This is a genomic window from Candidatus Palauibacter sp., from assembly GCF_965222475.1.
Lineage (GTDB): Bacteria > Gemmatimonadota > Gemmatimonadetes > Palauibacterales > Palauibacteraceae > Palauibacter.
Genome location: NZ_CBDCUB010000001.1, coordinates 995,001 through 1,015,527, shown reverse-complemented (window position 1 = coordinate 1,015,527; position 20,527 = coordinate 995,001). Strand labels below are relative to the sequence as shown.

Sequence of the window (20,527 nt, the reverse complement as noted above, 5' to 3'; positions counted from 1 at the left end):
CTGCGGCCCGGAGCTACGGAGCGAACGAATGAGTGAAGCTGGAGCGCACGCGGCGGACGCCGTGGAAGATCACGGACACGAGCATCCGAGGTACATGCTCATCTGGCTGTACCTGTTCATCCTCACGGTCCTCGAGGTGTTCGTCGCGTTCCTCGGGATCTCCAAGTGGATGATCGTCGTATCGCTGCTCATCATGGCCGTGTGGAAGGCGCTGCTGGTCGCGCTCTACTACATGCACCTGAAGTTCGAACCCAACCGATTGCGGCTGGTGGCGCTGGCGCCCCTTCCGGCGGTGGCCATCATGATCATCGCGATCATGATGGAGTACGTATAGCCTGCTTCCGGAGCCGACGTTGGAAGCGAAGAGCATCCCCACGGTTCCCGCAATGCCGCGCGGCGGCGCGGCGGCGCGCGGCGTCGGCCGGAGGGCGCTGAAGGACTACCTCGAGCTCACGAAGCCGCGGATCACGGCGCTCGTGCTGGCGAGCGCGGCGGCCGGCTTCCTCCTGGGCACGGTGAGCTTCGACTTCGCCCTCTTCGCGCACACGATGATCGGGGTCGCCCTGGTGGCGGCCGGCACGAGCGCGATGAACCAGGTGCTGGAGCGGGACGTGGACGCCCTCATGGGCCGCACCCGCTCCCGGCCGCTCCCGGCCGGGCGCCTCGACACGCTCCCCGCTGCCATCTTCTCGGGCGGCCTGGCCGCGGCGGGCATCGCCTGGCTGGCGGTGGCGGTCAATCCGGTCACGGCCGTGCTCGCGGCCGCGACGTTCGTCTCCTACGACTTCGTCTACACGCCGCTCAAGCGGGTACACTCGCTTTCGACCGTCGTGGGGGCGGTCCCGGGAGCGCTCCCGATCCTCGGAGGCTGGACCGCCGCCACGGGGGAGCTGGGCCCGGGCGGATGGGTCCTGTTCGGGATCCTCTTCGTCTGGCAACTGCCGCACTTCCTCGCCCTCGCGTGGCTGCTGCGCGATGACTACGGGGCGGCGGGGCTGCGCATGCTCTCGGTCGGCGATCCCGGGGGGCGGCAGACACGGCGCCAGACGGTCCTGTACACGCTCACCCTGATCCCCGTGAGTGTGATGCCGAGCGTGCTCGGCCTCACGGGTCCCGTCTACTTCGCGGCCGCGCTCGTTCTGGGCGGAGGCTTCCTGTGGGCGGCGCTGCGGTTCGGTCGCGAGGCGTCGGCGGCGCGGGCCAGGCGTTTGTTCCGGGCCTCCATCCTGTATCTTCCACTGCTGATGGCCATCCTCGTGATGGACAAGGTCTGACTCACATCGCCGTCATCGTCGAGCCCGTGCTGAACGTTACAGCCACATATGTCTACGCCGTCGAGGCGACGCTCCAGATGCAGCATACGCCCGACCAGCAGGCGGGATACGTGTGGATGTTCGTCCTCATGGCGGCGATGCCGTACCTCCTCCTGGTCGTCATCGGTGGCGGGATCTTCCGCGCCCGGCGGCGCCAGCGCGAGCGAGAGGTCGAGATGGCGCTGAAGGAGCAGCGGGAGTGGGAGACGGCCCAGGCCGCCGACGCGGATTCCACATGCTGAGCGGGACGCGGCGATGCTGACGCGCCGCGTCCGGCACGGGCTCGTTGGCGGGCTGCTGGGCGGCTTCGTCCTCGCCGTCCTCTTCTACTTCTACGACCTCGGCCAGGGGACGCCGCTGCGCACCCCCGCGTTCCTGTGGGGGGCGATCGTGAGCCGTGCCGAGGTCGAGCCCAGCGCGGGAATCATCGCAGGATTCACGGTCATCCACTTCGCGGTGTGGGGCGGGCTCGGGATGCTGGCCGCGGCGCTGGTTCGCTGGGCCGGCCTGCCGCGGAACGTGCTGATCGGCGCCCTGTACGGCCTCTTCGTCTGCTCGCTCGCGTTCTACGCCGGCCTGCTTCGGGCGCCGTCGTCGCTCGTCCTCTCCGCGCCGGGCTGGCCCGCCGTCTTCTTCGGGAACGCGCTCGCCGGGGTCGTGATGTTCACCCATATGCACTGGGTGAGTTCCGAACCGGGGGTGGTGGGCGTGGTGAACTTCCTCCGGACGCACGAAGTCACCCGGCACGGGATCTACGCCGGGTTGCTGGGCGCCCTCGTCGTCGCGGTCTGGTTCCTGATCATCGACACGATCCTGCGCGAGCCCTTCTACACGCCCGCGGCGCTGGCGACGGTACTTTTCCGAGGAGCCCCGGCCGCCACCGGAGTGGAGATCGCCGCAGGCCCGGTCCTCGGCTACAGCTTGGCCCACTTCGCCTTCTTCGTACTGTTCGGGGTCATCGTTTCGGGTCTCGCGAAACAGGCGGCCAGGTTTCCGCCGCTCGTGCTGGGAATCCTGGTCCTGTTCGTTGTGTTCGAGGTCTTCTTCATCGCGATGGTGGCGATGTTGGGCGGCTGGATCCTCCAGGCACTCGCGTGGTGGTCCATCCTCGTCGGGAACGTCTTCGCGGCGCTCGTCATGGTCGCCTATCTGTGGAGAGCGCACCCCGAACTCGCGAAGCGTGTCACGGCGGAGCGCATTTGGGCGGACTGAACCCGCCTCCGGTTCTGGTCGCCACGCGCAGCGCTCACAAGCTCCGGGAAATCCGGGATCTTCTCGCCGATGTGCCGGTCCGGCTGCTCGGGCCGGCGGAGTTGGGCCTTCCCGAGCGGGAGGAGGAAGGGGACCTCGAGCCCTTCGACACTTTCGCGCGCAACGCGCTCTCCAAGGCGAAGTACTTTCACGCGCGGTCGGGGCTTCCGGTCCTGGCCGATGACTCCGGTCTGTGCGTGGACGCGCTCGACGGCGGCCCCGGTGTCCGGACCCGGCGCTTCGCCCCCGCCGAATGGGCGGACCGCTGGGGACGGGCCGAGGCCAACAACCGGTGGCTGCTGGAACGTCTGGCCGGCGTGGCGGATGGGGACAGGGAGGCGCACTATCGGTGCGCGGTCGCCCTGACGGACGAGCTGCGGCACGAAGTCGTGGAAGGCGTCGCGCGCGGGCGCATCGTACGCGAGCCTCGCGGTGAGGGCGGTTTCGGCTACGACCCGCTCTTCGTGCCCGCGGGTTACGATCGCACCTATGCGGAGTTGCCGGAGGGGGTCAAGGCGGAGACGAGCCACCGGTCGGCCGCGGTGCGGCGGGCCGGGGGGTGGATCGAAACGCATGTCCTGCGAAGTCGGGGCGGCCGGATTTGAACCGGCGACCCCCTGCTCCCAAAGCAGGTGCGCTACCGGACTGCGCCACGCCCCGAAGGGTGGGAAGATGGACCATGCGGGACCCCGTGGCAAAAGCACTCGCGGAGGTGGAAGCCACCCCGCGGCCGTGAAGGAGAAGACATGAGGTTCCGAGGGGCCTTCGAGCGGCGGCCGGGGACGGGGAAGCTGCTGGCGATGATGGGCCTGGCGGCCCTCGTCCTGTTCGTCATCGGGATCCTGCGGCCCCTGCGGAGCGCCTTCGCCCTCTCCGGGCTCGCGGTGGGCGATTTCTACCAGGTCTACTTCGTGAGCGCGGCCGTCATCGTCGTCGCCCCGATTTACAACTACCTGTCGGACCGGATGTCGTGGCGCCGGCTCATCCCGGCCACCGCGGCCTTCTTCGCCGCGAGCATGGTGGTCTTCCGGTTGCTCTACCAGCCCGGCACCGCGTGGTTCGGGCTCGTCTTCTACGGCTGGTACGACCTGCTGGCGGCTTCGCTCGTCACGCAGTTCTACATTGCCACGCAGATCTTCTACAACGCGCGCGACGCCAAGCGCGCCTATCCCGTGGTCATCGCGGCGGGCTCGGGCGGGGCGACGCTGGGCGCCTTCACGCACGTCGTGTGGCCCGGAGGTGGCGGCTCGGAGAACCTGCTCCTGGTCGCCGGCGTCGCGCTCCTCATCCTCGCGTTCGGAATCGCGGCCGTATGGGCTCGCGAAGCGCCGGAGGCACCGCCGGCGCCGGCGCGGCGGGACGACCCCGAGTTGGAGAGCGGTGAACTCCGCCGCATGGCCGCGAATCCCCAGGTGCGGCTCATCGCGGCGACCGTTCTCCTGACGATCGTGGTCAAGCAGTTCATCGACTACCAGTACAACACGCTCACCCGGGAGGTCTTCACCGACGTAGGCGCCATCGCCGGCTTCCTGGGTCTCGTCGACGCCCTCACGCAGTGGATGCCGATCCTCGTCCTCCTCGCTTTGCGGCCGATCCTGCGGCGCTGGGGGGCGGCGGTGGCGGTCATCATCTTCCCGGTCGCCGTGATGCTCGCGACCGGCGCGCTCGCGGCGGCCGTGTGGCTCTCGGTCGGGGCCCTCGCCGTGGCGACGGGCGCGCGCACGACCGAGAAGGTGTTCCGGTATTCCGCGGAACGGACCGGGCGCGAGATCCTCTATGTCCCCGTCCCGGAGGACATCAAGCTCAAGGCCAAGTCCTACATCGATGTGGCGATCGAGAAGGGGCTGGGGAAGGCCCTCTCCGGCGCCCTCATCGCCATCCCCTCGCTCGCGCTCGCCTCCGTCTCGCTCACCGGCCGTCTCCTCCTCATCGGAGTCCTCGGACTGGGTTTCGCCGTCGCGCTCCTCATCGCGTTCCTGAAGGTTCGGCGGGAATACGTGACCAGCCTCGCCCGATCGTTCGAGGGCCGGTTCGCGAGCCTGCGGGGAACGTTCGTCTCCATGGCCGACGCGGGGGCGCTGGATCTCGCCCGCGAGGCGCTGCGGGATGGGCGGCCGCTCAAGGTGGCCTTCGCCTTCGACCTGCTGAGCGCTTCCACGCCCGAGGACGTCGCGGCGCTCTCCCCCGAACTGTACCGGCTCCTCGAACACGAGAGCCCCGACCTGCGGGCCCGAGCGCTCGGGGCGCTGCTGCGAGTCCCCTCGATCGAGGACGAAGCCGCGATCCGCGCGCGCCTCGCGGACGAGAGCGCACGCGTCCGGGAGGCCGCGGTCCGCGTGCTCGCCTTCAGGGCGGGGCCCGCGCCCCGGGACATCCTGCTCCCCCTCCTCGACGCGGAGTCGGGTGCGATCCGGACCGCCGCGCTCGCGTGTCTCTCGCACGATTTCAGCTCCGCCCGGGCCGAGCGCATCGCCACGCCCAAGTTCGAGAAGCTCCTCCAACGGCGGGCCGGGGGCGCGCTCGACCGCGAGGGTGCGTTCGAGCTGGCCTCGGCGGCGGGCCTCGTGCCGCGCCACCCGGCAGTGGAGGAGGTCGTGCGGGAGTTTGCGACCCACGCGGACGACGAGGTCGCGGCAGCCGCCGTCCGCAGCGCCGCCCGGCTCCCGCAGCCGAGCCTCGTTCAGGTCGCCATCGCCGCTCTGGCCCACCCCCGGACCCGCGCCGCCGCGCGAGACGGGCTCGCGCTGCGAGGCGAGGAGATCGTGGCGCCGCTCCTGCGGGCCCTGGCCGACCCGACGGCCGACCCGTGGGTGCGGCGCGGGGTGGCGAGCGTGCTGGGCGAGATCGCGACGCCCGCGACCGTGGACGCGCTCATCACGTCGTACCTCCTGCCGGAGACGGAACAGGCGCTCGATGACCAGGCCCTCGTCGCGCTGCACCGCCTCCGCACGACGCACGATCACCTGTCGTTTCCCGAGGACCGTGTGCTCGAGGCGGTGGATCGCGAGCTGCGGACTTCCGCGCGCTACGCACGCGCCTGTGAGGCGCTGCGCGAAGTGGACGCCTCGACGCCGCGCACCCTCCTCCTGCGGGCACTCGAGGAAGCTCGTCGCGACCGGCGGGCCGGCGTGTTCCGCTGGCTGGGGCTCGTGTATCCCGAACGGTCCATGCGTCGCAGCTATCTTGCGCTCGACAGCGACGACCCGCGGCGGCGGGCCAACGCTCTGGAATGGATCGAGAGCACGGTGGGTCACGGGGTCTTCTCGCGGCTCGAGCCCTTCCTGGCGGACGACGCCCCGGCGGACGCCCGCACGTCGCCGCAGGAGGCACTGCGAGACCTCCGGGATGACGAGGACGACTGGATCGGGACATGCGCCCTCCGGGTATCCGCGCAGATCGAAACAGACATCCGGCCGGATGTCGAGGGAGAAGAGATGGAACTGATCGAGAAGGTGTTCCGCCTGCAGAACGTGGACCTGCTCTCCGGCGTGAAGAGCCGGCAACTGGCCCTCCTCGGATCCATCGCGCGGGAAGTCGAGGCGCGAGACGGGGCGGTGTTCATCCGCAAGGGAGAACCGACGGACGCCCTCTACCTCGTCATCCACGGCGAAGTCTCGCTCGAGGGGGTCGGGCAGGGTTCGGTGACGATCGCGGATGGGCAGGCGTTCGGCACCTGGGCGCTGATCGACGAACACCCGAGCCTCGTCGAGGCGCGGGCTACCCGCCCGACGCGCGTCCTCCGCATCACCCGGGAGGACTTCCGCGACCTCCTCATCGACCACCCCGAACTCGGCCTCGACCTCCTCCGCGGGCTTGCGAGTCGCGTCCGCGGCCTGGCCGTGGCATGATGCCGTATGAAGAGAGATGAACTGAACCGCGGCGCCGGCACGGTCATGGTCGTCGACGACGAAGCCATGGTCGTCGAGGCCATCCGGGGGTTCCTGGAGCTGGAGACGGATCACCGCGTGCTCCCCTTCACGTCGCCGCGGGCGGCGCTCGAGCGGCTCCGCGAGGAGACCGTGCACACGATCGTCGCCGACTTGATGATGCCGGAACTGGACGGGGTCGAGTTCCTGACCCGGGCCCGGAAGGTGCGGCCGGAGGCGACGCGCATCCTCCTCACCGGCTACGCGGACAAGGAAAACGCGATCCGCGCGATCAACGAGGCAGGCCTCTTCCAGTACATCGAGAAGCCGTGGGACAACGACGCGCTCGGGTTCGCCATCCGGAACGGGGTGGAACGCAGTCTTCTGTTTCGGGCGCTGAGCGACCGAATGGCAGAGTTGGAGGCCGCGCACGAAGAGCTGGCGGGACTCCGCGAACGCTGGATCCACGCGTTCCTGTGACGGGGTCCGCAGCCGAGGCCAAGGCCAGGGAGATCACGCAGGCGAGGCTCGCCACGCTCGGCACCCTCGTCGCCGGGATCGCGCACGAACTCAATACGCCGCTGGGGGCGCTCCACAGCAACCACCATGTGATCGAGCGCGCCCTGCTCAAGCTGGGGGTGATCCTCGAAGACGAGGTCGTGACCCCCGATGAACTCGACGAGGTACGCCGGGTCGTGCGGGCCACCGAGTCCGTGCTGCGGACGAACCGGATCGCGGTCGACCGCATGGTGCGGCTCGTGCAGAGCCTGCGGAACTTCGGGCGGCCCACGGCATCGGAGGCCCGGCCGGTGGATCTGCACGAGGGGCTGGAAGGCACGCTGGTCCTGTTGGGGCACGCCCTGAAGGAGATCGAGGTCGTGCGGGACTTCGGGGATCTCCCGCCGGTGGTCTGCCACCCGAATCGGGTCAACCAGATATTCATGAACCTCGTACACAACGCCGCCCAGGCGATGCCCGACGGCGGTTTGCTGACGGTCCGGACGCGGGCGGAGGGAGACCGCGTGCATGTCCGCGTGGCGGACACGGGCCGCGGCATCGCGCCCGAGGTCATCGGGGAGATCTTCGAGCCCGGCTTCACCACCAAGGGCGAACGCATCGGGATGGGGCTCGGACTCGCGATCGTGCTCCAGATCGTCCACCAGCACGGGGGCCAAATCTCGGTCGAGAGCGAGCCGGGGCGGGGGACGACGTTCGACGTGTACCTGCCGCTTCGGCCGCCCGGAGATACCACGCGAAAGGAGGACTCGGATGCGACTCCGTGATGTCCTGCGCACCGCGGTCGTGGTCGCGGGCGCGCCGGCCGCCGTCGCGGCCCAGGACGCGAACTTCCTCCTCCCCGTCGCGGAGATCGACCGCATCCTGCGCGAGGGTGAGATCGAGGTCATCGACGTGCAGCCGTCCCGCGGCCTCCCTGGAGAACGCACCTACCGGGTGACGCTGCAGTCCGGGGACCGGGTCCTCCAGATCAAGTACGCCCCCGCCGCTGAGGGCGCGGATGAGTTCAACAACCGGCCGCGGTACGAGTTGGCGGCCTACGCCCTCCAGGATCTCTTCCTGGACGAGCGGGAATGGGTGGTCCCCCCGACCGCGATCCGGGCGTTCCCCCTCGACGAGGTCCGGGCCACGGTCGCGCGGGCGGGGGACGCGGCCAACCCTCCCGAGCAGACATTCGACGAGTGGCGGATGACGCTCGTCGCGCTCCAGTACTGGCTGTTCAACGTCGAGGTCCCGGACGAACTGGAGGATCGAGACCGGATCGAGGAAGACGAGGTCTACGAGCGCCTGCTGGGGACCTTCAACCTGTTCACCTACATCATCCGCCACAGCGATTCGAACCCGGGGAACTTCGTGCAGTCGCTGGATCCCGCCTGGCCGCGCGTGTTCAGCGTGGACAACGGGGTGGCGTTTGCGAGCGAGGAGAGCGACCGCGGCACGCGGTGGCGCGACCTGCGGCTCGACCGATACCCGGCCTCGGCCATCGACCGGCTGCGCCGCGTTTCGCTCGAGCAGTTGCAGGCGCGTCTCGGGGTCCTCGTCCAGTTCGAGATACGGGACGGGAACTTCACGGAGGTGGAGCCGACCGAGAACCTCGACCCCGGCCGCGGCGTCCGCCACGGCGAGGAGCGGGTCCAGCTCGGGCTCACCGAATCGGAGGTCCGGGCCATCCATCGGCGCATCGTTCGACTGCTCGAGTGGGTCGACGACGGCCGTTACGGGCTGATCCCCTGAACGCGCGGCCTCCAATGTCCGTGATGCGGGACGATTCGGGACCCGGCCGCCCGGGGCTGGCGGGATGCGCCGTGGCGGCGGCGGGGCTCGGATGGCTGGGCGGCCCCGGGACGCCGGTCGGGCACACGTCCCCGCCGATCGCGCCGCCCGCCGGGCCGGGGCAGACCGCGTGGCGCTTCGAGGGCGAGTACGGGCTCTACATCGGGCTCGACTCCGCCGGGCTGGAGGTCCGCTGGCTCACGGAGGAACCGGCTCCCGGGCTCGGGCGCGCGATCGTGGACGGCAGGGTCGTGGACGAGCAGAGGACGGCGCGGAGTGACACACATGAGGCACGGCTGAGTGTGGATGCCCCGGTCGTCACGATCGAGTACGGCGCGGACGGGGCGGACCGCCTCCACCGCACCGAGATCCGGCTGGGTCCTCCGCCACGTCCCGCGGTCGACCTGCCGGGGTCGGATTCGGTATTCGTGTTCGGAGACGTGCACGGCGAGTTCGACCGCGTCCTGCAACTTCTCGCCCGCGCCGGCCTCATCGACGCCGAACTGCGCTGGACGGGCGGGCACGCCACGCTCGCGCTGCTCGGAGACCTGTTCGACCGGGGGAACGACGTGACCCGCCTCCTCTGGTTCGTGTACCGGCTGGAGCGGGAGGCCGAGGCCGCCGGAGGGCGCGTCCTCACGCTGCTCGGCAACCACGAGGCGATGGTCATGTCCGGGGACCTCCGTTACGTGTCGCCCAAGGAGGCGGGGATCGCCGAGCGGCACGACATGTCCTACCAGAAGCTCTTCGACCCGGCGACATCCATCCTCGGCCGCTGGCTCGCCGGGAAACCCGGCCTCGCCCGGCTCGGCGACCTGCTGCTCGCGCACGGGGGCGTGAGTCCCCCTTATCTGGAATACTCTGTCCAGAGTTATCAGGACACGCTCGGAACCTTCATCTCGGAACCGCTGTTCACGGGGTGGCATGCCCCGGCGTTCCTGGAGGAGTTCCCCCGCGCGACGTCGCTCGACTCTGCCCAGGTCTATCGCCGCTACGAATTTTTCTTCGCGCCCGAGAGCGTGCTCTGGTACCGGGACCTCGTGCTGACCGACACGCTGGGCGCGCACCTCGACGCCGTCCTCGACCATTTCGGGGCAGACGTTCATGTGGTCGGCCACACGCCGGTTCGCACGATCCGGCAGAGCTACGGAGGCAGGCTGATCGCGGTCGACCTCCTCGACGCGGCCGCGGAGATGCTCCTCCTCGCGCGCCGGCCCGGAGGCGGCTGGAACCGGTTCGCGGTCGGCTTCGCGGGCGACCCGCGACCCCTCGGGCCCGCGCCGGAGGCGGGGCTGGCGAACAGGTGAGAATCACTCGGCCGCGGGCGCATGCCGTTGTCGGCCTGGTCCTCCTGGTGGGTGCGTGCGCTGGCGGGGACGGGGGAGAGCCCGCTCTGGGCCACCGCCCCCTGTGCTCGCCCGGGACCTCACAATCGGCCTGGCAGAGGGGGATCCCCATGAATTCGAGGAGGTTGGGGACATCGAGGCTGATGCCGAGGGGAACATGTACATCCTCGATCGAGGCGCGCGTCGCGTCGCCATCTTCGATCGGGAGGGCCGGTTCAGGCTCGCCATCGGGCGGGAAGGGGAGGGCCCCGGCGAGTTCGTGTCGCCGCACCGGCTCGCGTGGAACGGCGAGGATCTCGCCGTTCTCGATCGTCAGGCCCTCCGGATCTCGGTGTTCGACCGGAGCGGAGCGTTACGGGACACCTGGACGGACCCCCTCTGGACATCGGTCTTCGAGTTGTCGTCGGTCGGGGACGACGTGCTGGCTGTGGAGCGCCGGGCCCTGAGGGACCCGTTCGAAACCCGACGCTATGACGAGGTCTACCTGAACCTCGTCCGCCCGCCGGGAGAGATCGTGGACACCGTGGCCACCTGGGTGGATTCGAGCGTCGTTCAAGTGAGGTACCGCGCGCTGGCGGCCCGCTTCGGCGGACCGGGGCTCACCCAGGTTCGGGCGCCGTACGGACCGAGCGGCGTGTGGGACAGCCGCGGTCCCGAGATCCTGCGCGGGTTCGGCGGCGAGTACCGCATCCACCGCTTCGTGGTGAGAGACGGAAGGGCACATCCCGCCGGCGACGTCTCGCACGACTTCCCGAGGCCTCCTTTGCATGCCGCCGAACGTGAAAGCATCCGCAAGACCATCGCCGACCTCGATGAGCGGGTCGACCTGGACCCGAGAATGCCCATTCCGGTCCCCCGCCTCAAGCCGGCCTTCGCCCGAATGATCGTCTCCGGGGACGGAGCCCGCGTGTGGTTGCGCACGTTCCGGCAGGGCGATCCCCGTCTGCAGATGTGGGATGTTCACGATTGTGATCTGGCGTATCTGGGCTCGGTGTCGTTGCCGCGGGAAGCGTGGGTCCACGCCGTGGCAGGCCAGGCCCTGTACGCGGCGGCTCGGACCGCCCTCGGCATCCCCCACGTTGCGCGATACCGCGTCCCTGACGACTTGGCCGCTCCCGCCTCAGGCTGTCCCGCACGAGGCGACGGCTCGTGACGGCATCGCGGGACGGCGCCGGGGACTCGGGACGGACGCCAGCTATGGCAGCCAGGCCGCCGCGGGGTGTCCGTGCCGGATCGTGCCGCCGACCACCGTGGCCACGCACGCGTTGGGTCGAAGGTGGTAGAGCCAGTGTTCCGCGCTCGGCGCGTCGATGAGCGCGAAGTCTGCGGCGGCTCCCGGTTCCAGCGACCCCACTGTGCCTTCGAGGCCGACGGCCCGGGCCGCATACCGGGTCGTGCCCTTCAGCACTTCGGCCGGCGTCATGCGCTGTCGCACGCAGGCGAGCGTCATGGCGAAGGGGAGGTGATACGAGGGAGCGGTGCCGGGGTTGAAGTCGGTGGCGACGGCCACCGCCACGCCGGCGTCGATGAGCGCGCGGGCCGGGGGTGGCGCCTGGTCCAGGTAGAGGGTCGCGAGGGGCAGCGTGACGGCGACCGCACCAGCCTCGGCGAGCGCGGCGATCCCGGCCTCCGAGACGGATTCCAGGTGGTCGGCCGACACGGCGTCCACTTCGGCCGCGAGTTCCGCCCCGCCACCTCCGCTCAGCTGGTCGACGTGCAGCTTCGGCCGTAGCCCCAGCGCGCGCCCGCGCTTGCAGATGCGTCGCGCTTGGTCGGCCGAGAAGGCAGCCTCCTCGACGAAGACATCCACGAAATCGGCCAGCCCGCGCTCCGCCACGGCGGGAAGAATCTCGTCGATGATGAGTCGCACGTAGCCGGTCCGGTCCGCCGCCCACTCCCGGGGGACCACATGCGCGGCCAGACAGGTCGCGACGACGCGCGCCGGGCCCATCTCGTCGAGTCGTCGGTAAACGCGCAGGAGGCGCAGTTCCGTCTCGAGGTCCAGCCCGTACCCGCTCTTGGCCTCGACCGTCGTGACGCCGAGTGCCACCATCCCGGACAGGAAGCGTCGCGAGCGTACCAGGAGCGCCTCTTCGTCGAGGGCGCGCGTGGCGCGCACGGTGGAGGCGATCCCGCCGCCCGCGCCCGCGATCTCAAGGTAGCTTCGGCCCCGGATGCGGTCGGAGAACTCGTCCGCCCGCCAGCCGCCGAAGGCGAGGTGCGTATGGGCGTCGACGAGCCCGGGGATCACGAGGCGCCCCCCGGCGTCCCACGCGGGCTCCTCTGCGTACTCCGGCGGGAGCGCGGCCGCCGATCCCGCCCAGCGCACGATCCCGTCCTTCCACACGAGCGCCGCATCCCGGATGAGCCCGATGTCGTCCTGCCCGGATGGATTCGCGCAGGTGGCGAGGCACCCGATGTTCTCGAGCCGGGGCATGGGCGGGCGTCCGGGGCTACTCGAGCATGGGGAGGTCGACCCCGCGCTCCCGCGCCGTCGCGATCGCTTCGGGGTAGCCCGCGTCCGCGTGCCGCATCACGCCGGTACCGGGGTCGGCCGTGAGGACGCGCTCCAGCCGGCGACCGGCCGACGCCGTGCCGTCCGCGACGCAGACCATGCCCGCATGGGTCGAGTAGCCGACGCCCACGCCGCCCCCGTTGTGGATCGAGACCCAACTCGCGCCGCACGCGGTGTTCAGCATCGCGTTGAGGAGCGGCCAGTCGGCGATCGCGTCCGAACCGTCTCGCATCCCCTCCGTCTCGCGGTTGGGCGAGGCGACCGAACCCGTGTCCAGGTGATCCCGCCCGATCACGATCGGCGCTTGGACCCGGCCCGTCTTCACCAGCCAGTTGAAGCGTTCCCCCATCTCCGCCCGCTCGCCGTACTCGAGCCAGCAGATACGCGACGGAAGACCCTGGAAGTGCACCCGTTCACGGGCTTGCCGAATCCAGCGCCCGAGCGCCTCCTTCTCGGGGAATGTCCCGAGGACCGTCTCGTCCGTCGCCGCGATGTCGGCCGGGTCGCCGGAGAGGGCGGCCCAGCGGAAGGGGCCGGCGCCGCGGCAGAACAGCGGCCGGATGAAGGCGGGGACGAACCCCGGGATCTCGAACGCCTCCGCCATCCCGCGCAGGTCCGCCACCTGGCCGCGGAGGTTGTTCCCGTAGTCGAACGCGATCGCGCCGGCCGCCCGAAGCGCCAGCATGGCCGACACGTGCGCCACCATCGAATCGAGCACCCGCTCCACGTACCCGTCGGGGTCCGCCGCGCTCATCGCCTCGGCCTCCTCCACGGAGAGGCCCGCCGGGATGTATCCGAGCCGGAGGTCGTGCGCCGACGTCTGGTCGGTGAGGACATCCGGCACCACCCCGCGATCCACGAGTGCCGGCAGCACCTCGGCGATGTTCCCGAGCAGGGCCACGGAGAGCGCCTCCCCCCGACCCGCGGCCCCCCAAACCAGATCGAGCGCCTCGTCGAGGTCCGTCGCCATGCGGTCGCAGTAACCCGTCTCGAGTCGCCGCCGGATGCGGTCCTCCCGAACTTCCACGCCGAGGAAGACGCCCCCGTTCATCGTCGCGGCGAGCGGCTGCGCGCCGCCCATCCCGCCCAGCCCGGCGCTCACGACGACCCGTCCGGCGAGCGAGCCGCCGAAGTGCCGCCGCGCCAGCTCCGCGAATGTCTCGTATGTCCCCTGCAGGATCCCCTGCGTGCCGATGTAGATCCAGGAGCCGGCCGTCATCTGCCCGTACATCGTGAGGCCCAGCGCGTCGAGGCGGCGGAACTCGTCCACGCTCCCCCAGCGAGGCACGAGGTGGGCGTTCGCGATCAGGACCCGCGGGGCTTCGTCGTGGGTCCGGAACACCCCGACCGGTTTCCCGCTCTGGACGAGGAGCGTCTCGTCGTTCTCCAGACGCCGCAGTGTCTCGACGATCTTCGCGTAGCAGGCCCAGTCACGCGCGGCCTTGCCCGCGCCTCCGTACACGACGAGGTCGTCCGGCCGCTCGGCCACGGCCGGGTCGAGGTTGTTCATCAGCATCCGGAGGGCCGCTTCCTGGTGCCAGCCCTTGCAGGAGAGGGCCGTCCCGCGCGGCGCGTGGATGGGTCCGGCTGGCTTCATTCGGATGCTCCGGTTTCGGTCGACGAGAACTCCAATATCTGAGCCCGCGCGAGGTCCGCGTCCAGACGCCGCGGATCGAGGCCGCGCAGCGCTTCGGCCGGCACCGGTCCGATGAACTCCGACCCGGCCGGCGCCACGCCCTCGGCCCGCGCGCCCTCGACGATCCGATCATACACCGTCGGGATCGGCGTGACCGCATACCGCGTCAGATTGACGGAGACCTGGGTCAGGCCCCGGCGTTCGAGCGAGATTCCGAGCGCCCGGACATGGGGGAGCCCGCCCCCCGATGCCCGGATGGCCGCCGCGATTCGACGGGCCGGCCCCGGATCCCGCGTCGCCAGGTTGACGTTGAAGCGGACCAGCGGCGCTCGCACCCCCACGACGACGGCTCCCGCGGTGGGATGGGGCGCTGGCGGCCCCAGATCCGGCCTCCATTCCGGTCGGGCCAGCTTATCGGCCAGGCCCTCGAACTGCCCGGCCCGGATGCGGGGCAGGGAGGCCCGTTCCCTTGCAGTCGCCGAGCGTTCGTAGAAGAAGACCGGAATCCCGCGCGCCGCGGCCCGCTCCCCGAAGCTCCGCGCCGCGGCGAGCGCCTCCGCCTCGGGACAACCCGGCCCCCGCACGAACGGGACCACGTCCAGCGCGCCGAGCCGAGGGTGCACACCCCGGTGGCGTCTCAGGTCGACCGCCTCGTACACCTCGGCCGCGAGCGCCGCCGTGGACTCGACGACGGCCTCCGGGTCTCCCACATAGGCGAGGACCATCCGGTGGTGGTCCGCGTCGGCCGAGCGGTGGATGAGTTGGACGCCCGCCGTCGCCGCCACCGCCTCGGCGAAACGGGCCATGCGCGTCTCGTCACGGCCCTCGCTCACGTTCGGCTCGCAGAGGAGCCACCCCCGGCTGTGCCGGCTCTCGGGCCTCAGAGGGGTGCCGGAGGCCAGAGATCGCCCAGCGCGGCCGCCGCTGCCCGCTCCAGTCTCCCGTCCTCGATCGTGGCTTCCACCCGTTCCACGTCGGCGGACAGCGAACGGTCCTCGACCACGGGAGAGACGCACGCCCGCAGCGCGTCGTAGACGGCGCGCGTTCCCGTCCCCAGGCGCTCGACTCCGCCCGGCCGAAGGTACACGGCCTGCGCCGCGCTCAGCAGTTCGATCGCGATGACCGCCCGCGTGTTGTCGAGGATCTCGCGCCCGTGTCGAGCCGCGTTCGCCCCCATGCTCACGTGGTCCTCCTGGTTCGCGCTCGTGGGAATCGAGTCGACGGAGTCGGGGTGCGCGAGCGTCTTGTTGTCCGAGACGAGCGCCGCCCCGGTGTACTGGAGCGACATCAGCCCGCCGTGAAGCCCCGGCTCGGCCACGAGCATGGCGGGGAGTCCCCCGGAGAGTTCCGGTGTGAGCATGCGAAACACGCGCCGGTCGGAGAGGCTGGCGACATCCGCCATCGCGATGCCCAGCGTGTCGAGCCACAGCGCAGGCCCGGCTCCGTGGAAGTTGCCGCCCGAGACGACGGCCCCCGGGGCCGACCTCGCCGCCGGGAAGACGAGCGGGTTGTCCGACACGGCGTTCAGCGCCCCCTCCACCCGCGCCCACAGGAAGCCCAGCATGTCGTGGACGGGACCCGCGATCTGCGGGGTGCAGCGGAGGCTGTACGCGTCCTGCACCCTGTCGGGATCGGAATCGACGAGCCCGCTCCCCGCCAGCAGCGCCCGCAGCCGGGCCGCCGTCGCCACCTGGCCGGGCTGGTTGTTCGCCTCGTGCAGCGCCGGATCCAGCGCCGCCGAACAGGCGAGCAGTCCCTCGAAGCCGAGCGCCGCCGCGAGTTCCGCGTGGAGCAGCAGCCGCCTCGCGTCGTGAAGCTGCAGCGCCGCCCCCGCGACCATCATCGCGGTGCCGTTCGTCAGGGCCAGTCCCTCCTTGGCTTCGATGACCGGGCGGGCGATCCCGGCCGCCGCCATCGCCGTCGCCCCGTCCGTACGGCACTCCTCGAACCAGGCCTCGCCGCTGAAGGTGTCCCTCTCTTCGTCGACCCCCGAGGTCGCGACCGCCGCGATGTGCGCGAGCGGGGCGAGGTCGCCGCTGGCCCCCAGCGATCCCTTCCCGGGCACGACGGGCGTAACGCCGCGGTTCAGCATGGCGATCAACGTGTCGATGATGACCGGCCGCACGCCCGACGCGCCCCGGGCCAGCGAGTTCGCCCGCGCGAGGAGCATGCCGCGAACCCAGTCCTCGGGCAGAGGCGGCCCCAGACCCGCCGCGCACTTGAGGACGACGTTGCGCGAGAGTTGCGCGGCGTCCCGCGTCTCGATCCGGGTCCCGGCCAGCGCCCCGTAGCCGGTCGTGATGCCGTAGATCCTCGCGCCCGGCCGGGCGAGCGCCTCCAACACGGTGGCGCGGCTCGCCTCCACCCGTTCCCGGGCCGTGCCCCGCAAGGCGTCCACCGGGGCGCCCTCGCGCGCCACGGCGACGACCTCCGGTATGGTGAGATGGGGAGAGAGCGCGACGGACCCCGCCGCCGCGGCCCCGCCCGCGGCCGAGCGGCCCCGATCGCCGCTCACGGTGCGGTCGGGGCGGGAAGAAGTTCGTCGAAGTCTCCACCCGAGATCCGCTTGCCGACGAGGAAGGGACCGAATTCGGCATACTCCGCGCTCGCCGCGTCGTAGCGCATTTCGCTGATGATGGCCTTGAACTCGAGCGGATCCGCGGCCCACAGCGTCACCGCCCACTCCCAGTCGTCCAGTCCCATCGATCCGCTGATGACCTGGGCGATACGGCCCGCGTAGCACCGCCCCACCGTTCCGTGCGCGGCCATCAGCGCGGCTCGGTCCTCCAGCGTGAGCGCGTACCAGTTCTGTCCCGGGTTTCGCCGTTTGTCCATCGGGTAGTAGCAGACGTAGGGCATGTGTTCGGGTTGCCGTGGCTGCAGGCGACGGCGGACGAACCCCTTTTCGCGCTCCTCCGCCAGCGCTTCACGCAGGGCGTCGTCCCAGGCGGCGCGGTCCGTCGGGTCGACGCGGCCGACGAGGTCCCGCGTGAGGGCGTAGAGACCCAACTCCACGACGGAAAGGTACTCCTCCCGCACGAGGACGAAGTCGCCCCACGGGGAGAGCTGCAGTTCGTGTCCGGCCTCGATCAGCCGGTCCAGCGAGTCGCGAAAGTGAAGCACGAGGAAATCGACGCCCCCGCCCGCCACCCGGTACACGCCCGACCAGCCCGGTTCGGCATCGGCCGCCCATCTCTCCGCGAGTGTGACGAAGCTTGCCACGGCTCCGCGCGCGTCGGCGGGATCCGCGGCCTTGAGCGCCGGCCAGTCCACGTTCAGCGACTGATGGAGGACGTACCAGCCCTCCAGCGAGGCGGGCGGGATCTCGGCGGCCGAAAGGTCCGCGCGGGTGTTCCCGGGCATGGTCGGTGTACTCATCGCCGCACGAAGCTGCGGCGCACCCGCGCGGACCGCAACGTCCCCCGGGCTGTCAGTCGAAGGGTCCGGCGAGTCCCGGAAAGCGGTACACGATCACGCCGCTGTCGGCCGCGTTGTCCACATCCACATGCCCCTTGACCACCATCTCGCGCAGGGCCTCCTCCACCTCCTCGAAACCGAGCCCGGAAGCCAGTACGCCCTGGGTCACGGTCAATACGCCTCCGTTTGCCTGCGCGGCCTTGAGCAGCGTCTGCTGCATGTTCTCGGCCGGGGTGAGCTTCCGCTCCGGGGTTGGAGGTCGGGTGCCCGTGGCGAGCCGGTGCGCCTGCCGGGGATGGAGCAGATAGCCATCGCGCACGTTCGCCTTTTGCACGAGGTGTTTCATCCGAAACAGGTCGACGAACTGGCCGACCCCGAATAGCCCGAACGTCAGCAGCCACAGGAACCCGGTGCCGTACATGCCGAGGTAGAAGCGATGGATTCCGCAAACGAAGATCAGGGTAAAGCACCAGAGCCCGAAGCCGATGCCTGTGCTGTACTTCTCGTCCGCGTCGGCGGACGGTTGGGCGGGCGAGGTAACGAGGGGCACCACGGCGAACGGAGGTACGGCCCCCTCCGGCACGGCGCGCCCGGGATCGTTCGGCTGTTCGCTCATGGCTCGTTTTCTACGCACCAGCGACCTGATTTGTTTCCTCGGCCCGATCGCCGACGGGGGGGGGCGTCGACAGCGACGGATCCTGGCAGAGTCGCCCAAAGGCCCGAGGAACACGTTACCGGTATGTGCGCGTATCCGCACGGGCCGTTGCGCGCCGGAGCTTCTTCTTTCCCATTCTCAAAGATCTCCTGTTCGCCTTCCCGTTTCTATAGCGCGCCCGGTTTTTCTGGACACCCGTTAAGCACGGTCCAACGTTACGGGGTCCGGAGAGAGGGGGTGCGAAGATGTCGGAGAAGCCGGCGGAGGCCGAGGGCCTGCCGAAGCGCTGGAGCGCGCGGCGGAAGTTGGAGGTGGTGCTGCGGCTGCTGCGCGGGACCGGGATCGTAGACGGTCAGCGTCCTGAGCATGGCGCAGGCCACGGCCAGGAGCCGGTCGGCCACCGAAGCGAAGCGCGCGGGCGTGACCGTGGCCGCGCGCGCGAAGGGCCGCGTACTTGGCCTTGCTCGCCGGGTCGTGGTGGACGGCGGCTCGGGCCCCGTGGTACAGTGCGTCGCGCAGGCGGGGGTGGGCGGCGAGGCGGCGGACGACGATGGCCGATTTGCCGGACCGCCGCGTGACGGGAGCCACTCCGCACAGGCACCGGAGCGCCTGGCAATCGCGTCTGCGCAAGGGCTGGGAGGCCTCGGCGAGGAGCGTGGCGAGCACGGTCCGGCCGACTCCGGGCATGGAGGAGAGGATCGTGACGTCGCGCTGCCCGCCGGGCGGTTCGGCCCCGGCGTCCTCGCCATCGGCCAACCTCTTGAGCAGGCGTGCGATTTCGCGCCGGGCGTCGCGGAGTTGCCGCTGCGCGAGGCGGAGACGTTCCGCGGCGCCGCGGATGTGGGCCACGGCGGCCTCGGTCGTTCCCGGAGCGACCGGAACCGGCGTCGCGCGCAGGATTTCCAAGACCCGGCGCCCGGGCCCACAGATCGAGGAGGAACGGCTGCGCGACGTTCGTCGCCGACGTCGAGCAGTTGCGGATAGTAGCGCCACAGCTGCTCGCGCACGCGGTTGGCCAGCCGCGCGCGGTCCCTGGTGAGTTCCTCGGCGATGCGGGACCACTCCCTCAGCTCCACAACGACGGGATCCACCGGATCGATCCTGCGCAAGCGGTGGAGATCGGTCCTCAAGGCGTCGGCGAGCACGCGGGCGTCGCGGCTGTCGTCCTTCGCCCCGGCCGGGGAGAAGCGGTCCAGCTGCTTCGGTTGACGGCGTACACCGGATAGCCGCGGTCCATGAGGCTCTCCACCACCGGGCCGTGCGGAACCTCGATCGCCACCGGCACCTCCCCGGCGGCGGCGCCCGTCCCGGCCACGATCCACTCGGCCATCTCCGCCAGCCCCGCCCCGCCGTGGCGGAACGTCCGTTCGCGCCTCGTCGCCCCGTCCGGGCCCACGACGCAGACGTGGTGCGTCTCCGAGGCCCAGTCAACGCCGGCGAAGAGGACCGGTCTTCTTACCATGCTCCCGCCCGGTTGACGGTTCGGCGGTCGCCCCGATGCCTGCCGGTCCCTGTACTGGCGCTCGATGGCGCAACTCCCCCCTGGGCATCCATCGCGGCTCCGGACGCGGGTACGAGTCCCCCTCAGGTGCTCTGCGGCAGGGGGGCGCTTGGTTACTCCGCGGCCGGTCCGCCCGTGTTGTGCCTAAACTGCTCCAATCGAGTGTGAACTTTGCAAGAAAACCGACGCAGGAGTGGCTTCGCCGGTGACGCTCGTCCCGAACTCCTGCGACGGCGAGTGACCGGGGAGCGGCAGAGGCCAGCGGCCAAGTCGGTCACATTGCGCACCCGTCGATCGTCGTGGCGCGGAGGCCGTGCGGTAGCCCGGAGCGAAAGGGCCGGGGGCAACGGCGATCTCTCAATATCGTCGGCGAATCCGAACAACATGCTCGGTCGCCTCAGCTGTCATTCGATCCGGGGCAGAGTTCGGTGCGAATGTGGTCGACCGATACGATCTCCGACACCCCCGCTTCTCCGAGCCATCGAACGGCGTCGGGCGCGGGATCCGCTCGGAACTTGCGGCACCGTTCGGCTCCGCGCCGGAACGGGCACCTTCCGAGCCCGGCCTTGCGGACAGATCCCCATGTGTCGTTGGGGAAGACTGCGATTCGCAGCGAGCGCGGGTTTCCTCTAGATTGTCGCGCCCGCGCCCGGGGATCCCGGGGGGCGGACCTTGCGGTGGGCGTAGCTCAGGTGGTCAGAGCGCCAGGTTGTGGCCCTGGAGGTCGCGGGTTCGAGT

18 protein-coding genes, 2 tRNA genes and 1 pseudogene (1 of these 21 running past the window's edge) are annotated in these 20,527 nt (G+C 70.6%); 12 read left to right on the top strand and 9 right to left on the bottom strand.

Annotation, left to right across the window (positions count from 1 at the left end):
• Positions 1-28: 28 nt before the first annotated feature.
• Genes ACOQPP_RS04485 through ACOQPP_RS04465 form a run of 5 tightly spaced genes read left to right on the top strand, consistent with a single transcriptional unit; the run spans position 29 to position 3,169 of the window.
• Entirely contained in the window at positions 29-334 is a 306-nt protein-coding gene (locus tag ACOQPP_RS04485; RefSeq protein WP_419166451.1) for a cytochrome C oxidase subunit IV family protein, read from the top strand.
• A 19-nt stretch (positions 335-353) separates the two neighbouring features.
• A complete protein-coding gene (gene cyoE / locus ACOQPP_RS04480; protein WP_419166452.1) occupies positions 354-1,274 on the top strand; it encodes a heme o synthase in 921 nt (306 codons plus the stop codon).
• A 26-nt stretch (positions 1,275-1,300) separates the two neighbouring features.
• On the top strand, positions 1,301-1,555 hold the full coding sequence (locus ACOQPP_RS04475) for a hypothetical protein (RefSeq protein ID WP_419166453.1): 255 nt from the start codon (positions 1,301-1,303) through the stop codon (positions 1,553-1,555).
• A gap of 13 nt (positions 1,556-1,568) precedes the next feature.
• The gene (locus ACOQPP_RS04470; protein WP_419166454.1) at positions 1,569-2,525 is read left to right on the top strand and encodes a hypothetical protein; all 957 of its coding nucleotides are present in this window, start codon (positions 1,569-1,571) and stop codon (positions 2,523-2,525) included.
• The gene (locus ACOQPP_RS04465; protein WP_419166455.1) at positions 2,513-3,169 is read left to right on the top strand and encodes a non-canonical purine NTP pyrophosphatase; all 657 of its coding nucleotides are present in this window, start codon (positions 2,513-2,515) and stop codon (positions 3,167-3,169) included. Before ACOQPP_RS04470 ends, ACOQPP_RS04465 begins: the two co-directional genes overlap by 13 nt.
• Here ACOQPP_RS04465 and ACOQPP_RS04460 read toward each other — a convergent pair.
• Positions 3,151-3,224: transfer RNA gene (locus ACOQPP_RS04460), tRNA-Pro, on the bottom strand. The two genes, ACOQPP_RS04465 and ACOQPP_RS04460, sit on opposite strands and share 19 nt — an antisense overlap.
• 86 nt (positions 3,225-3,310) lie before the next feature.
• On the opposite strand from ACOQPP_RS04460, the gene ACOQPP_RS04455 reads away from it, so the two are divergent.
• From ACOQPP_RS04455 to ACOQPP_RS04430, 6 genes are read left to right on the top strand one after another with little or no spacing between them, the layout of a single operon-like run.
• Positions 3,311-6,412 (top strand): HEAT repeat domain-containing protein, encoded by a 3,102-nt coding sequence (locus ACOQPP_RS04455; protein ID WP_420635915.1) that lies wholly within the window; start codon positions 3,311-3,313, stop codon positions 6,410-6,412.
• 6 nt (positions 6,413-6,418) lie between these two features.
• A complete protein-coding gene (locus ACOQPP_RS04450) occupies positions 6,419-6,910 on the top strand; it encodes a response regulator (RefSeq protein ID WP_419166457.1) in 492 nt (163 codons plus the stop codon).
• A complete protein-coding gene (locus tag ACOQPP_RS04445; protein ID WP_419166458.1) occupies positions 6,907-7,713 on the top strand; it encodes a sensor histidine kinase in 807 nt (268 codons plus the stop codon). The genes ACOQPP_RS04450 and ACOQPP_RS04445 overlap by 4 nt, the downstream gene beginning before the upstream one ends.
• A complete protein-coding gene (locus tag ACOQPP_RS04440; protein ID WP_419166459.1) occupies positions 7,700-8,680 on the top strand; it encodes a hypothetical protein in 981 nt (326 codons plus the stop codon). Before ACOQPP_RS04445 ends, ACOQPP_RS04440 begins: the two co-directional genes overlap by 14 nt.
• A gap of 23 nt (positions 8,681-8,703) precedes the next feature.
• Positions 8,704-10,026 carry a metallophosphoesterase gene (locus ACOQPP_RS04435; RefSeq protein ID WP_420635914.1) on the top strand — a complete coding sequence of 441 codons (1,323 nt, stop codon included), beginning with the start codon at positions 8,704-8,706 and terminating at the stop codon, positions 10,024-10,026.
• 55 nt (positions 10,027-10,081) lie between these two features.
• Positions 10,082-11,218: a 6-bladed beta-propeller gene (locus ACOQPP_RS04430; RefSeq protein WP_420635913.1), complete on the top strand. Its 1,137-nt coding sequence runs from the start codon at positions 10,082-10,084 to the stop codon at positions 11,216-11,218.
• A 42-nt stretch (positions 11,219-11,260) separates the two neighbouring features.
• On the opposite strand, the gene hutI is transcribed toward ACOQPP_RS04430, so the two are convergent.
• The 8 genes and pseudogenes from hutI to ACOQPP_RS04390 all read right to left on the bottom strand — a co-directional run.
• Complete coding sequence (gene hutI, locus ACOQPP_RS04425) at positions 11,261-12,502, bottom strand: imidazolonepropionase (RefSeq protein WP_419166461.1); 1,242 nt, start codon at positions 12,500-12,502, stop codon at positions 11,261-11,263.
• Between the two features lie 16 nt (positions 12,503-12,518).
• The gene (gene hutU / locus ACOQPP_RS04420; protein WP_419166462.1) at positions 12,519-14,177 is read right to left on the bottom strand and encodes a urocanate hydratase; all 1,659 of its coding nucleotides are present in this window, start codon (positions 14,175-14,177) and stop codon (positions 12,519-12,521) included.
• Positions 14,174-15,100 carry a glutamate formimidoyltransferase gene (ftcD, locus tag ACOQPP_RS04415; protein WP_420635973.1) on the bottom strand — a complete coding sequence of 309 codons (927 nt, stop codon included), beginning with the start codon at positions 15,098-15,100 and terminating at the stop codon, positions 14,174-14,176. The genes hutU and ftcD overlap by 4 nt, the downstream gene beginning before the upstream one ends.
• Positions 15,097-16,731: a histidine ammonia-lyase gene (hutH, locus tag ACOQPP_RS04410; protein ID WP_419166463.1), complete on the bottom strand. Its 1,635-nt coding sequence runs from the start codon at positions 16,729-16,731 to the stop codon at positions 15,097-15,099. Before hutH ends, ftcD begins: the two co-directional genes overlap by 4 nt.
• Positions 16,728-17,579: a chlorite dismutase family protein gene (locus tag ACOQPP_RS04405; RefSeq protein ID WP_419166464.1), complete on the bottom strand. Its 852-nt coding sequence runs from the start codon at positions 17,577-17,579 to the stop codon at positions 16,728-16,730. The genes hutH and ACOQPP_RS04405 overlap by 4 nt, the downstream gene beginning before the upstream one ends.
• A 67-nt stretch (positions 17,580-17,646) precedes the next feature.
• Complete coding sequence (locus ACOQPP_RS04400; protein ID WP_419166465.1) at positions 17,647-18,249, bottom strand: TM2 domain-containing protein; 603 nt, start codon at positions 18,247-18,249, stop codon at positions 17,647-17,649.
• 237 nt (positions 18,250-18,486) lie between these two features.
• Positions 18,487-18,975, bottom strand: a complete 489-nt coding sequence (locus ACOQPP_RS04395) for an IS110 family transposase (RefSeq protein WP_419166621.1) — start codon at positions 18,973-18,975, stop codon at positions 18,487-18,489.
• A gap of 350 nt (positions 18,976-19,325) precedes the next feature.
• Positions 19,326-19,750: pseudogene (locus tag ACOQPP_RS04390) on the bottom strand (IS110 family transposase); the annotation flags it as partial.
• A 716-nt stretch (positions 19,751-20,466) separates the two neighbouring features.
• Between ACOQPP_RS04390 and ACOQPP_RS04385 the strand changes: the two are divergent.
• Positions 20,467-20,527 (top strand) — tRNA-His (locus tag ACOQPP_RS04385); it runs 13 nt beyond the window's last position.

Bases quoted from the DNA above. Each gene is read 5' to 3' on its own strand.
- ACOQPP_RS04435 (WP_420635914.1), top strand. From the start codon at position 8,704: ATGCGGGACGATTCGGGACCCGGCCGCCCGGGGCTGGCGGGATGCGCC.
- ACOQPP_RS04455 (WP_420635915.1), top strand. From the start codon at position 3,311: ATGAGGTTCCGAGGGGCCTTCGAGCGGCGGCCGGGGACGGGGAAGCTG.
- ACOQPP_RS04400 (WP_419166465.1), bottom strand. From the start codon at position 18,249: ATGAGCGAACAGCCGAACGATCCCGGGCGCGCCGTGCCGGAGGGGGCC.
- hutU (WP_419166462.1), bottom strand. From the start codon at position 14,177: ATGAAGCCAGCCGGACCCATCCACGCGCCGCGCGGGACGGCCCTCTCC.
- ACOQPP_RS04470 (WP_419166454.1), top strand. From the start codon at position 1,569: ATGCTGACGCGCCGCGTCCGGCACGGGCTCGTTGGCGGGCTGCTGGGC.
- ACOQPP_RS04450 (WP_419166457.1), top strand. From the start codon at position 6,419: ATGAAGAGAGATGAACTGAACCGCGGCGCCGGCACGGTCATGGTCGTC.
- ACOQPP_RS04405 (WP_419166464.1), bottom strand. From the start codon at position 17,579: ATGCCCGGGAACACCCGCGCGGACCTTTCGGCCGCCGAGATCCCGCCC.
- hutI (WP_419166461.1), bottom strand. From the start codon at position 12,502: ATGCCCCGGCTCGAGAACATCGGGTGCCTCGCCACCTGCGCGAATCCA.
- ACOQPP_RS04395 (WP_419166621.1), bottom strand. From the start codon at position 18,975: ATGCCCGGAGTCGGCCGGACCGTGCTCGCCACGCTCCTCGCCGAGGCC.
- ACOQPP_RS04485 (WP_419166451.1), top strand. From the start codon at position 29: ATGAGTGAAGCTGGAGCGCACGCGGCGGACGCCGTGGAAGATCACGGA.
- ACOQPP_RS04440 (WP_419166459.1), top strand. From the start codon at position 7,700: ATGCGACTCCGTGATGTCCTGCGCACCGCGGTCGTGGTCGCGGGCGCG.